Annotated in this window: 13 protein-coding genes; 3 read left to right on the top strand and 10 right to left on the bottom strand. The window is 44.0% G+C overall.

Going from position 1 to position 13,594, the window contains the following annotated elements:
* Window positions 1-151 precede the first annotated feature (151 nt).
* The gene (locus QUA47_RS27925; protein ID WP_333433171.1) at window positions 152-1,078 is read right to left on the bottom strand and encodes an acyltransferase; all 927 of its coding nucleotides are present in this window, start codon (window positions 1,076-1,078) and stop codon (window positions 152-154) included.
* Window positions 1,079-1,287: 209 nt separating this feature from the next.
* Entirely contained in the window at window positions 1,288-1,551 is a 264-nt protein-coding gene (locus tag QUA47_RS27930; protein ID WP_333433172.1) for a hypothetical protein, read from the bottom strand.
* Between the two features lie 442 nt (window positions 1,552-1,993).
* On the opposite strand from QUA47_RS27930, the gene QUA47_RS27935 reads away from it, so the two are divergent.
* A complete protein-coding gene (locus tag QUA47_RS27935; RefSeq protein ID WP_333433173.1) occupies window positions 1,994-2,425 on the top strand; it encodes a pyridoxamine 5'-phosphate oxidase family protein in 432 nt (143 codons plus the stop codon).
* A 198-nt stretch (window positions 2,426-2,623) separates the two neighbouring features.
* On the opposite strand, the gene QUA47_RS27940 is transcribed toward QUA47_RS27935, so the two are convergent.
* Window positions 2,624-3,496: an alpha/beta hydrolase gene (locus QUA47_RS27940; protein WP_333433174.1), complete on the bottom strand. Its 873-nt coding sequence runs from the start codon at window positions 3,494-3,496 to the stop codon at window positions 2,624-2,626.
* Between the two features lie 402 nt (window positions 3,497-3,898).
* On the opposite strand from QUA47_RS27940, the gene QUA47_RS27945 reads away from it, so the two are divergent.
* Window positions 3,899-4,393, top strand: coding sequence for a GAF domain-containing protein (locus QUA47_RS27945; protein WP_333433175.1), 495 nt, complete (start codon window positions 3,899-3,901; stop codon window positions 4,391-4,393).
* Window positions 4,394-4,674: 281 nt separating this feature from the next.
* Here the strand turns inward: QUA47_RS27945 and QUA47_RS27950 are convergent, their stop codons facing one another.
* From QUA47_RS27950 to QUA47_RS27980, 7 genes are all read right to left on the bottom strand, one after another.
* Window positions 4,675-5,499 carry a hypothetical protein gene (locus QUA47_RS27950; RefSeq protein WP_333433176.1) on the bottom strand — a complete coding sequence of 275 codons (825 nt, stop codon included), beginning with the start codon at window positions 5,497-5,499 and terminating at the stop codon, window positions 4,675-4,677.
* 182 nt (window positions 5,500-5,681) lie between these two features.
* A complete protein-coding gene (gene uvrA, locus QUA47_RS27955; protein WP_333433177.1) occupies window positions 5,682-8,642 on the bottom strand; it encodes an excinuclease ABC subunit UvrA in 2,961 nt (986 codons plus the stop codon).
* Between the two features lie 64 nt (window positions 8,643-8,706).
* Window positions 8,707-9,135 carry a retroviral-like aspartic protease family protein gene (locus QUA47_RS27960; RefSeq protein ID WP_333433181.1) on the bottom strand — a complete coding sequence of 143 codons (429 nt, stop codon included), beginning with the start codon at window positions 9,133-9,135 and terminating at the stop codon, window positions 8,707-8,709.
* A gap of 145 nt (window positions 9,136-9,280) precedes the next feature.
* Window positions 9,281-9,913 (bottom strand): 7-carboxy-7-deazaguanine synthase QueE, encoded by a 633-nt coding sequence (locus tag QUA47_RS27965; protein WP_333433178.1) that lies wholly within the window; start codon window positions 9,911-9,913, stop codon window positions 9,281-9,283.
* A gap of 188 nt (window positions 9,914-10,101) precedes the next feature.
* A complete protein-coding gene (locus QUA47_RS27970) occupies window positions 10,102-10,800 on the bottom strand; it encodes a class I SAM-dependent methyltransferase (protein WP_333286897.1) in 699 nt (232 codons plus the stop codon).
* An 825-nt stretch (window positions 10,801-11,625) separates the two neighbouring features.
* Window positions 11,626-12,036, bottom strand: a complete 411-nt coding sequence (locus QUA47_RS27975) for an AMP-binding protein (RefSeq protein WP_333433182.1) — start codon at window positions 12,034-12,036, stop codon at window positions 11,626-11,628.
* Window positions 12,033-12,242, bottom strand: coding sequence for a hypothetical protein (locus tag QUA47_RS27980; RefSeq protein WP_333433179.1), 210 nt, complete (start codon window positions 12,240-12,242; stop codon window positions 12,033-12,035). Before QUA47_RS27980 ends, QUA47_RS27975 begins: the two co-directional genes overlap by 4 nt.
* Before the next feature lie 597 nt (window positions 12,243-12,839).
* Between QUA47_RS27980 and QUA47_RS27985 the strand changes: the two genes are divergently transcribed.
* Window positions 12,840-13,594: AMIN domain-containing protein (locus QUA47_RS27985; protein ID WP_333433180.1), on the top strand; the 755-nt coding region annotated here is incomplete at its 3' end.

The raw sequence follows: 13,594 nt of genomic DNA on the forward strand, positions 1-13,594 counted from the left end.
TAAATATAATCTTTTCAATTTTCCTAACTTGAAAAGATTTGATGCCTTTTCACAATTCATATAGGATTGCTATAGTTCATAGGAAATATTAGAAATCCATGTTAAAAAGCTCGTTATTAAGTAAGACAATTTTATTAAACTTCTAAAAAAATTAAATAATTACAAATATGCCAAATCCAATAAAAGCATCATAAAAAGACAGTCCAAAAGGTAAAATTACGCCGAGAAATTTTAGTGCATTTGAAAATGAGAAGGAACCCATAATACCCAATATTTCAAAAATTATTGCTAGGGCTATTGTTACGGGCTTAGTTAGGTAATTAATTAATAAAGTAGGATTACTTGCATAAACCTTGGCCATTGCCATGCCTAAACAAAACTCAAATAACCTTGAAATTGCTAAATAGCCCGGATAAACCATGTCGCCCAATATTGGTTTAAACAGGTTAAATCCTAAAATTAAAACTAAAAAAGTATAGGTAACTTTAATAAAAAAAGAAGTTAAAATAAACTGTTTAATAGAATATTTGTTTAACAACTTAAATATAAAAAAGAAAGACAAATAAAATTGGATGAGGGGAAACATAAACCAAGAAAATGGTATGGCTTTATCGAGAATTATCCAACTTCTCCAAAATGACCACCAATCAAAATAGCCATAAAATAAATCCGCTCTTAACCGAGGAATTATCAAAGATACAGCTAAAAGTATCCAGTAGGTAGGGTAGAGCCGGATAATTTTTTTTCTCATAAAATTAATCCAGCTTTCATCAGGTTTTAAAATTCTTGAATAAGCCAGTCCAAAACCACTGAGAATGAAAAAAATATGAACTCCCTGATATCCAAGCAAGAAAAATATATTCACTAAATCAAAAACTATATTGCCTACACTATTAAAGGGTAGGGGAAAAAACTTAGCAATCGTCGAGGCTGGGCCTACTACTTTTGCATACTCGAAAAAGTTGCTGTATCCAAAAAATGGAGGCAAGAAATTGAAGTACCAAAAATGAACCCCCACTACCCAGCAGGCAGCAAAGCCTCTCATCATATCTAATTCTTGAAATCGATTATACTTCATAAATAAAAATATCCCTTTAACTCAAACTTATAGCAACAGTCAAAATATTTACAATGTCAAGCTTAGGACGTACTGGCTCGCTCTTAGGATGCGACAAAAATTCTACTCTATGTTATAAGCGCCAGCCATGTCAAGGTGGTGAAGAAGACCCTCAAATCCTTGAAATATTGAAGGCTGCGATCGTTAAATCTGATACTTTTAACAGGTGATTAAGAATAAACTAGGTTTATTGCCGATCGCCAGCCGGTAGGATGAGGTAAAGCCGGTCGATCGCACCAATACGCTATGAGGGCAGTGTACACCCACAAACTAAGAGATTTCAAGCGTTTGGGGGAGTTATACACCAGGCTCGGCAGTGACGCCAGACAGGGCGGGTCATCAGCGTCAAGCCGATCGCATTTGCCGCATAACCGCAGCGTAGAACCATCACTAAATTGCGCGCTGCGCTTATGCGGCGATGTTTTTTTGAGCACGGATTATATCTAGTGTCAGAGAATTCCAGGGGACGAGCGCCTTTTGTTCGCTGGTAACAAGAAAACATGGACGCCCGAGCTGCTGATAAAGCGAGTTTGGGCTTTATCGGGGCTGAAAATTTGTTTAAGCCCCGTTAGGAAAAAATGCTTTTATTAATTAATTAGACGCTCCCCATTTAATAAAAACAATAAACCCTCAGCAATTGCCGAAGGTTTATTTCCCAAATCCTACAAATTTTCCCACAATAAATATCGGAGATGATATTTGAGACTAACCCAGGTTATGTTTAGGGAAATTCTATACTTTTTTAGAGCCACAAAACAGGCGCATCAAAAATGCAATAATTAGACCAAAAGCCCCACTCGTGAAGCAACCTAAAACATCGATGGATTTCTCTAGAGTAAGTTTTAAAGGAGTATAACCATGTTAGATATTGATTAAATGAGTTCAAAAGAAATACAAGAACTTTTGCAGCAAGTAAGACACGGACACTTCGGCTGTGTATTTGAAGGGCATCCCTACGTTTTGCCAATGCACTATTCTCTCCAAGATTCGGACATATACATTTTCACAACAGTCGGGATGAAAACGAAGTATATAGACACCAATCCAGAAGTCTGCTTGCAAGTGGAAGAAGTCGGCGATTTCCAAGACTGGCGCAGCGTTGTGGTGAACGGGCGAGCAGAACGCCTCACGCAACAGCCAGACATCGATCGCGCGATGCAATTGGTCAAAGAACACAACCCCACACTTTCACCCGCCATCAATCGCACCTGGATTGACTCGCTGGGACGTTCGCAGGTAATTGCAATCTACCGCATTCAGCCCAGCGAAATGAGCGGGCGCACGACGGAGGGCATCAGCAGTCGGTGAGCGTCGAGACATTGAGGTTGAGTAGAGAAATTAGGCCTCACTTGAAACAGGCTTTTTTAGGAAAATACTTAATTAAAACCTTCAATCTCGGTAAAAAACCCGGTTTCTGAGTGTCAGAGTGCGTCCAAGACTGAAATTACTAAAAAGCCCTCCCGGGGGAAAACCCTGCGCCAGCGGAAAATACTGCCCAATATCAATTCAAACAGCTTTGCTTGCCAAAAAATCTCTCATGTACCGATTCACTAACTGCGGCTCTTCCTGGTGTACCCAGTGGCTGCAATTGGGAAGGTACTGGATCTGAAAATCCCGCACGTAATCTGCGGTTCCATAGGTTAACTCTTTGCCGAGGGCGACATCTTTTTCTCCCCAAATCATCAGCGTCGGAACTTGCAGCACGCTCCAATTCTGGCGATCGAGAAATCCGCGAGCAATATTGCGGTAATAATTGATAGTAGCAGTCAGAGCGCCCCGTTTGGCCGCCGCATCTTTGTAAGCTTCGATATCTGAGGGGCTAAAGGTGCTTTTGTTAACTGCCATACCTTCCAAAGCAGCCGAAATTGCCTGATAGTCGCCCAACTGAATTAACAACTCCGGCAAAACTGGCAACTGAAACAAAAAGATGTACCAACTTCTCAGCAATTGTTGGGGAGTGCGTAACCCTTCAGCAAACTTTGCCGGATGTGGTAGATTCATCACAATTAATTTATCCACCATTGGGGGATAAGCATAAGCAAAATTCCAGGCGATCGCGCCTCCCCAGTCGTGACCAACTAAGACGCAACTTTCGTATCCCAAACCCTGAATAATGCCCCTGACATCTTGCACAAACTCTGCCATCACGTAAGCAGATTGATCGTGAGGTTTGTCGCTGTCGTTGTAACCCCTGAGATCTACAGCCACTACTTTATAATCTGAGGCAAATTCTGGGATTTGATGTCGCCAAGAATACCAAAATTCAGGAAATCCGTGCAGCATCAGCATCAGCGGCCCAGAACCTTGAGTGACATAGTGCAGTTTGATGCCGTTCGTAGGGATAAATTCGTGTTTCCAAGCAGCTTCTAGCACAGACATATTTAATGCTTTCTTTAGCTTTAGAAAAATCGTAGCAGTTACTCTGTTTGAGAGGAACCAACTTTAGGCAGATCTAGCAATTCTCCCAGCACTTGTAAACTCTTCCTTTTCTGTTCCTGTGTGGAACTGGCGTCCCGTCGGTGGTTCTTCGCAAAAGGGCTGCGTAAAAAAAAGCCGTAGCACGGGCGAGGGCTAGACGCCATCGCCCCTTTTCCGAAAAGATTGCTATCTCAGGCAAAATAATAGTATAATATTGCTGGCATATCAACAACTGTCAAGCCCAAAATTACTCATTTTTGAGCGCGCGAAAATCCCGAAGCGCAACATTTTGAGGTGTTGGGATGGTGCCAGTTCAATAATTAAGATCGGGCGAGTGTACTAGGAATTAAAGGAGTTAATACTATGTCGGGCGATCGGCTGCAAAACATTGTTAACCGCTTGACAGATCGTCTAAAGCGCGACGTATTAGTTGAAAAATCCCTCTACGACATTCGAGAAATTTTGCAGAGCGATCGCGCGGTGCTTTATCATTTTTACAAGCAGTGGCAAGGTCGAGTGACTTACGAGATGTTGAGTGCGCTCGAACTCTCAATCTTGGGTTCAACGGGGCCAGATGAGTGTTTTAACGGCGACCACGCTGCTTTGTACGAAGCCGGCAGAGTTAGAGCAATTACAGATATTGAAGTAGAACCAATTCACCAATGCCACCGAGATTTTCTGCGTAGCCTGAAAGTTCGTGCCAATTTAGTTGTGCCAATTTTAACGAACAAAGGACTGTGGGGGCTGTTAATTGCTCATCAGTGCAGCGGGCCCCGCACTTGGTCGCGATCGGACATTGAATTCATGCAAAGAGAAGCCCAAAATATGGCACTTTCTCCCACAATTCAAGATAGTTAATCTTTCATCCAAAATCCCGATTTGTGACAGTTGGGGTGCATTGTCTGTGCGATCGAAAATTACCAACCAACCAAAATATGGTGTTCTATTGTTAGGCGGAGGTTTGTAGCGACTCATAGGGCTGGATGAGAATCTCCGCCGAATCCCTAACTCTTGATGCAGCTTCCGATGTCATAACGGATTGAGACAATCAGCCGTAAAATGCAGCGGCGACAAATAACCTCGAATTCATCACCAGTGGTTTTTGCTCGTCCGCTGCCATAAAGTGTTACCCCTAGCGCTTATGGTGACTGGTTTTTAGCCTTTTTAATTAGCTTTAAACAAGCGTGTATCGTTGCCAGAGAGTAATAGAACATCCAATTATACCAAATGGCTTTGTCATAATCCTGCATTTGCTTTTCATTGTGGTGTCGTATTCCATAGGTATTAGCTATCTCAAATAAAGCCCTCTCGGCGTGGTTTAATTTTACTTCCTTAATTTGATCACGCAGAAACTCCAAAACAGCAAATAAGTCTCGAATTGCATCATACTTTTCATCGAGAGATGAGCGAGAACGTCTAAATTTAAGACTTGCGGATTCAACTCGCTGCTCAACATTTTCAGGATCGTAAGGAGGCAAGTTTTCAAGAACTAACTCTTCAAATCCTTGCTCTGGAGATTCTAGAATTTCACCCTTTTCGGAGAGTTCATATCCCTCTCTATAGTCACACAAGAGCTGATTAATCCTATCTCTAAATTCTTGCTTACCAGTCTCCCTATCGAAGGTGTCATAAGAATCTCCATGATTACTCCATTCATCGTATCGATGAATCGGCTCAGAAACACGATCGTAAAGAAACTCGATGACATCAAACAAGTCATCCTCTGAATAATTATTACATTTTTCCTCAATTGGCCATAAGTCAGGTTTCCTGATGTCGAGCAACATTTGTGCTTCTATATCAGAACCTAGCTTGCCTGGGACATCTCCAGAGTTTTCATAAAAATAATCGTTCTTTAGAAACTCAAGATAAAAAGCTTTGAAAAATGTAACGAACCTGGGTAGATCCAGGCGACTCCCATCAGGATTTTTGCCAGTACGAATAGAATAGTATTTCCGATTCATGAGCGATCATCCCTATTTTGTAAATATATCCGGAGGGGCCAAGGATTCGCACCTATATTCTATCAATTAGACGACGTATTTTAATTGTAGGGTGCGTCAGGTGAGTTTCTTAAACGATTATTTAAGGTTTAAATATCTGACGCACCTTACTAATTATGAGAATTGCGTAATTCCTGTTAGTATTAACTAACGGCTACAGCCTCCCCCAAAGGATGCTGCTGCAAAACAGCTTGCAAATACTTCCCAGTATAAGACCTCTGATTTGCCGCCACCTCCTCCGGCGTCCCCGCCACAATAATTTCGCCGCCCTTATCTCCCCCTTCAGGCCCCAAATCGATCGCCCAATCGCAGCACCGAATCACATCTAAATTGTGTTCGATTACCAAAATTGAATTCCCCTTATCCACCAATCTTTGCAGCACATTTAACAAATGGTGAACATCATAAAACGACAAACCAGTCGTCGGTTCATCGATTAAATAAAGCGTCTTCCCAGTAGCGCGGCGCGACAGTTCCGTTGCCAATTTTACCCGCTGCGCTTCGCCCCCAGAAAGCGTCGGCGCCGGCTGTCCCAACTGAATGTAACCCAAACCAACATCAACCAAAGTTTGCAGTCTCGCGCCCGCCCTGGGAATATTTTTAAACATCTCCAAAGATTCCTCTACGGTCATGTTCAAAACATCAGAAATCGACTTGCCTTTGTACTTAACTTGCAGCGTTTCCCGGTTGTAGCGCGCACCCTTGCAAACCTCACACTGCACGTAAACATCCGGCAGAAAATTCATCGAAATCACGTTCACGCCTTGGCCGCCGCAAGCTTCGCACCTTCCCCCTTTCACGTTAAAAGAAAACTGCCCCGCTTTGTAACCTCTTGCCTTCGCTTCAATGCTTTCGGAAAACAAATCGCGAATCACATCAAAGACGCCCGTATAAGTAGCGGGATTAGAACGCGGAGTGCGGCCGATAGGAGATTGATCGATGACAATTACCTTATCAACCACATCCTCTAGAGAGCGTTCGCCTTTAGTTTTGAGGGCGTCCATATCGGGCGGTAAAGGCACTTTTTTGGTGATATAGTGTTGCAGCGACGGGTACAGCAATTCATTGATTAAAGTGGATTTTCCAGAACCGGAAACCCCCGTCACGCAGACGAGTTTTCCGAGGGGAATTTCGACATCGATATTTTTTAAATTGTTGCGCGTCGCATTTATGATTGAGAGAGCTTTGCCGTTGCCTTTTCTTCTTTCATTAGGGGTTTCAATTACTCGTTTTCCCGACAAATAAGCCCCGGTCAAAGATTCCTCGGCTGCCAGCAAGTCTGCTAAACTTCCTTGCGAGATAATTTTGCCACCGTGAACGCCGGCGCCGGGCCCGATATCCACAATGTGGTCGGCCGCTCGCATGGTTTCTTCATCGTGTTCTACCACAATCAAAGTATTGCCTAAGTCGCGCAATTTTGTTAATGTTTGCAGCAGGCGAAAATTGTCTCTTTGGTGCAGTCCGATGCTGGGTTCGTCCAAAACGTAGAGAACACCCGTCAAACCAGAACCGATTTGAGTCGCTAGCCGAATTCGCTGGGCTTCTCCGCCAGAAAGCGTCATTGCTGCGCGGTCTAAAGTCAGGTAATCTAACCCGACATCGAGCAAAAATTGCAGCCTTGCTTTGATTTCTCTCAGGGCTAAGTCGGATATTTGGAATTGCCGATCGCTCAATCCCAAATTATTTACTCGTTCGCGACATTCGCGAATCGAAATACTGGTTAAATCCACAATTCCGTACTGTCCCAACCGCACCGAAAGCGCCTCGGGTTTCAAGCGTTTGCCGTGACAAACCTCGCAAGAGCGATCGACCCGATACTGTTCCAACTTCTGCTTGATCAAATCAGAACCAGTATCGTCGTACTGGCGCTGCAACATGGCAATCACGCCATTAAAATCTCTCCTCAAATCAGTGCTGCCCTCGCGCTTTTTACCTTCTGCGGTGCGCTTTTGCTCATTGCCGTACAAAATCACGCGCTGGTGTTCGGGCTTTAATCGATACCAAGGAGTGTCGATATCAAACCCGCAAGTATCAGCAATACTGCACAGCAAAGAAAGATAATAAGAATTGTCTTTGTCTGACCAAGGCGCGATCGCACAATAAAGAGGCGCTTTTTCGTCGGGAACTACCAACTCCGGCGCAAAAGTCCGCAAACTCCCCAAACCGTGGCAGTTCGGACACGCGCCGTAGGGCGAATTAAACGAAAATAACCTGGGTGAAAGTTCCTCCATTACCGCGCCGTGTTCCGGACAAGCAAAGTTTTCGGAAAATACGATCGGCCCCTGTGGTTGGGAATTTTCTTCAGTCGGTAACTCTTCAATAATCGCAATCCCCTCAGAATGGCGCAAACAAGTTGCCAGAGAATCAACTAAACGTTCTTCTAAACCGGGTTTTTTAATTAACCGATCGACAACTATCTCGATATTGTGCGTATGATTTTTATCTAATTCGATATTTTCCGACAGTTCTAAAATTTCTCCGTTAACTTTAACGCGAATAAATCCTTCCGCAGCTAAACTCGACAATAATTTGCGGTGAGTGCCTTTTTTTCCGCGCACAACTGGTGCCAGAAGGTGAAAGCGAGTGCCGTCGGGAAGTGCCATGACTCGATCGCACATTTCATCAATTGTCTGCGGCGCAATGCAGCGATCGCAAATCGGACAGTGCGGTTCGCCGGCTCTGCCGTAGAGCAATCTGAGATAATCGTAAATTTCTGTAACAGTGCCAACAGTCGATCGCGGGTTGTGAGAAGTTGACTTTTGGTCGATCGAAATAGCCGGACTCAAGCCTTCAATCGCGTCCACATCCGGTTTGTCCAACTGTCCCAAAAACTGGCGCGCGTAAGCGCTGAGAGACTCCACGTAGCGGCGTTGTCCCTCGGCAAAAATTGTATCGAAAGCGAGGGAAGACTTACCAGAACCCGAGACACCAGTAAAAACGATCAGGCGATCGCGCGGCAGTTCCAGATCGATATTTTTCAGGTTGTGCTGTCTCGCACCGCGAACCCGAATCGTATTTTGGTTGTTAGAGTGAGAATTCGTCACATTATGCCCGTTGCGGGATGCACTTGGCTGGCTGTTTGAGGTTTTGGCGCGTTGGGACATGAGAGTAGTGCAAAACAGTGCTTAACCATCTTAGCGCTGCCGATCGAATAGCTGGCATCCAAACTCAAGAATATCCAAGAATTGTCAAATAAGTTTCCGTCGGTCCGTCGGGCAAAACCTTCAAACTTTGATGTTTCAAATCCACTTCAATTCCCAGCGCTTCCATCGGAATCACGCCTAAAAGTGGCGTTTTCCCCTCGGACAATTCCCAACACTCAAAAGTCCCTTCGCGCCCGCACAGCGAAATCGAAGCATCCCGAAAAATCCTCGCCTCACTAATGCCCGTGGCTGTTTTCACAACTACTTGCTTGAGGATTTTCAAACCCAGTCTGGCGATGACATCTTTAGGCAAACACAAAGTTGTCGCGCCCGTATCCACCAAAACATTTTCTAGAGTAACAGGCCTCACTTGCTCGATTGGAATCACACCATCTTCTGCTTTAGCTTCATCCAGCCGATTCGTAATTACTACGGTTGCGATCACTTTTCCCATTGGGGTTTCCGTAGTTGTTTCCCTTACGTTCAACTTATCATAAATTGCTGCTTGAATTATAGCACCTATTTCCACAGATTGTAGGGCGATGGACTCCCCATTCAGCACCGCCCACCTGACCAATATATCTGGCTAAATCATCAAATTATTGAACGCCAATAAATTTGTGAGTTTGCAAAGATAACCTGTAACTAGGATTTTGTTTCAGCAATTCCAAAATAATGGGAATCGCTGATTTTTTGGAGTTCCATTCTGGTTGCAAGAAAACCGGAATATTCACATTATTTTCCAAATGCTTGTGATAAAATTCAACTTCTTCGCCAGTGCTAATCACTAACTTAATTTCATTTGCTCTAGTCCAAAAAAGCTCTTGCACCGGATATTTAGGATTGACGTGTTCCTTCGGAGAAAGAGTAATCCAAGCCTGCGGAGACACATCCTGCCAGCAAGCGCCCGAAGTTTCAATACTCACCTGCTTGTCAGCTTCTAACAAAGCTTCAACTAACTCAGGCAAATTCTGGTGAATGAAAGGTTCACCGCCAGTAATTACCACTCTCGGAGACTGCAATTGAGCGAGCAATTGTGCGATCGACTGCGGCACAGAGGGCAAACCTTTGCCCCCATTTGCGTAACCGGTGTCGCACCAAGGACACCGCACAGGGCAACCGGCCAATCTGATAAAATCAACTAAAGTCCCCGTCCAGTAACCTTCGCCTTGAACAGTACATTGAAAAGTTTCGTGAATCGGTAATTTTACCTGCAAATTTGAACCCAGCATTTGCGCCTCTGATTAACTAAAAAATACATCATTCTGTAGGGTGCGCCATCCGCACCTTACTCTATACTTTTGAGTTTATAGGGTGCGGCACGCGCACATTACTCTATATATAAAACTGACTTGTATATTCTTGAATAATTAGCAGTTTGTGGCAATTTTAAAATGAACCGCAAACCGCAAACACCTCTTTAATGATGCTGTTCAGGTTCCATCAGAGTAGCCCAGCGACGTTTCAATGCCAAAGTCAGTCCGTCAGCAATGGGGACGACACTGAGAGTAACTCTGGGATCGTTACGCAATTTGTCGTTAAAAGTACGAATGGCGGTGGTACTTTCGTCTTGTACTTGAGGGTCAGCAACTCGTCCTGACCACAGAACATTGTCAATTACAATTAAACCCCCATTGCGTACAAGTTGCAGCGATCGCTCAAAATAAGCCTCATAATTTTCTTTATCGGCGTCGATGAAGGCAAAATCAAAGGTTCCTGCTTGTCCCTCGGCTATTAGTTTGTCGAGAGTATTTATAGCTGGGCCCAACTGCAAAGAAATCTTATTAGCAACGCCTGCAGCTTCCCAATAGCGTCGTGCGATCGCAGTATATTCCTCGCTGACATCGCAGGCAATAATTTGACCGTTAGGAGGCAGCGCTAAAGCTACGCACAGCGAGCTATAACCAGTAAAAACCCCTATTTCTAAGGTTTTGGTCGCTCCCATAAGCTGCACTATGAGCTCCATAAACTGACCTTGTTCGGGAGCAATCTGCATCATCCCCATAGGATGTTTAGCAGTTTCTTCCCGTAGTGAAGCGAGAATATCTGGCTCCCGCAGAGAAATAGATAACAGATAATCGTAAAGTTGATGTTCTAGGCCAAGAGTTGAGTTCGCCATCGGTTTGTCCTTGCTGCTCACTTTTGATTTTAGATTGTAGACGCGCTGTTAATGGAAATTGGAGACTGTAGAGTTAAATTTGGCACCTATTTTGCTGGGGCTGATGACAGGTTGCAGTAGCAGTGTCTCGGTTACACAGAGGCAACTTGCAAAACGCGCGATCTACTTCCAAATCAGTTTATCTCAGCCACAGGTGATTTAGCACCTCGGGAAAATAAAAATGGATAGAAGGGAGCGTTTTGAGATTGCTGCGTTGCTAGGAGGGTGTAACGCCATTAGTGATAGCAGTTCAAAAAATGAATGCAACTCTACACAAGCTGCAAAGTCCTACATAATAAGCTATTTCCCATCTCAAATTTCAAATAAATCTCAAATGATATGAGTCGGGGAAAAAGTGACTTCATCCCGATCGCGAAGTAGACGAACTGCGAAAAACATAAGTATGTCATTGCCAGTGAAATGAAGCAATCCCAGAGGTTGTGATTCGTTTACATTTTGTTACATTGTCAACTTTTTTTGTGTGGCTCTACTTAATCGCTAATGAGGAATTATTGAGGACTTACGCACTCCCAAACCAGCAAACCGTTTCATTTAACTATTAGACATCTCCAAAAAACAAACTATCGTTGAATTGCAAATATATTATTATAATGGAGATTTATGTAAAAAAAATGAGTCAACTTCGCGAACACATAGAAAGACATCCCTCAGAAACTACTCGGCTATTGGGTCTAGACTATGATTAACTTATAGGACTAATTACTCACGCAGAAAATCTGTATAACCAGCAGAAAAAAGTTCAAGATAATTATAAAATTCGCATCATCAAAGCAGAAATGCTAAGGTTTCGGCGTGAATTGAGGGTTTTTGCCAAGTGTCTTCGATTCCGGGGGGGATTGTATCGGTAGTGACCCAATGTATAGCTCCGATTTTGTCTGCCAGCAAGGATTGCACTTGGGGCAAAATCGCTGTTGTGGTGAGGGCGATCGCGGCTTGGGAATCGGTTGCAACTGATACGGCTGTTTGAAGTCGGGCTGCGTGGCGCTGATTGCGGGGCGGGTAAGCTGGGACTGCGATCGCCCCAGCGTACAAGCATCCGAAAAAAGCCGCAAGATAGTCTAGTCCTGGCGGATAAGGCAATAAGGCGCGTTCGCCGCTAGCACCTAAAGCCTGAAGTTGACCTGCGATCGCTCGGCTACGACATCTAATTCGCTGTAAGTCAGGCGATCGCTTTATGTTGCTCCGTCTTTGAGAAAGGTAAAAGCTAGTTGGTCAGGCTGGTGCAGACACCTGTAGCGCAACAAGTCTACACCTGTCGAACTGTTACTAGAGATTTCTCGAAAGTCCTTGAAAAGTTGATCCCTTCTACTTTTTGCACTCATTGCAACCCGAAAATCTTGAGTTTTGCGATCGCCAAGCTGATGACCGCGATCTTCTCTCAAAAGGTTATTCTTTAGCTACTGCTAGAACTTATTAATATTATTTCTTGATTAGGTTTTATACTGTAAGTCTAAAATATTGATTTTGCAAATAGTAATTGATAATTATTTTTGAAGTAATCCCTCAATAGTCATAAGTGAGCTCACAGTATCCAAAGCAGAACGATGCAGTCAATCGACCAATTTTAGGGTAGGGTATTCGCAGCTTGGAGTGAGTCGCGCAGACGGCAGTGCCCCAAAATCGCCAGCATAAACCAGCGTGCAGCTTGATAAAACTTGATAAAAATTAGTAATAAAAAACTTTGACTTATTGCTTGACATTAGCAGCACCCTTATTTTATTTTGATGAGGCTACTGCAAATAATTAGTGATAAATCGCTGGGCTGTTGACCGCGATCCGAGTGTATCGTCGCTCGTGTCAAGAAACTGGATTCAAATTGCGACCACAGATAGCTGCGCCTGTTACTGACAGCCTTAGTTTTCGTGTTTGCTTGGGTAGATTTTCAGCATAGTACGAGTCGGGAGTGCAGTTCCATCGGTGCATTCACTCTTACAAATGCTGTAGCAGTTCAAGTTTTTAAGTGTGGGGTGGGAATGAAAATGAAACTGCGTGTACCTTTTTTATGTGTTGCACTGCTGAGCGTTGGTATCATGCCAGTAGCAGCGGCAGGGCCAAGAAGTTTCTCTGACAGCGCTAACTCCGACTCTGCTGAAGCTACACCCGCGATCGCCCCCGATCCGAGTTCAGTAAATCCCTCCAAAGAGAACGATCGCACTCAATGGTGGGCGATCCCTTCTGTCATCCCGTCCCAAAAACCGATCGCAGAAAAGCCCTCATCCCAAAGCGAGGAGTTAGAAGCCAAGGTATTTGTAGAAAATCAAGTCCAAAAACTCAATTCAGACTTGACAGTTGCTTCAGAATACAAAACAAATATCCAAAAAAGCTCCTCAAAAGCAGACGGGATGCCTGTTCCACCAGGTGAATTGAAGATATCTAGTAATAGCGATCGCACTTCTGCTAATCCTGATATTGAACCAATAACAGACATACCAAAACTCAACGACATTGATTGCCCTAGCACCAGTGTTGAAGGATTACTTGAGCAATCGCCGTCAAGTTTTATTGTTTCTGATGCTGTGCGAATCTCTCAATCAGTCGTACAAGTAACAGGTGTAAAGCTTAACCCTACTGGGGCTGGTTTGGAAGTCATCTTAGAAACTGAAGCGGGGCAATTGCTGCAAGCTATTACCAGAACAGAAGGCAACAGTGCGATCGCCGACATCGAAAATGCTCAACTAGCTTTACCGTCGGGTGAGGAATTTCGCGCTCAAAATCCCGATCGAGGAATTGCTGA

The sequence above is a fragment of the Microcoleus sp. MON2_D5 genome (assembly GCF_036701905.1).
In the GTDB taxonomy this organism is placed as follows: Bacteria; Cyanobacteriota; Cyanobacteriia; order Cyanobacteriales; family Microcoleaceae; genus Microcoleus.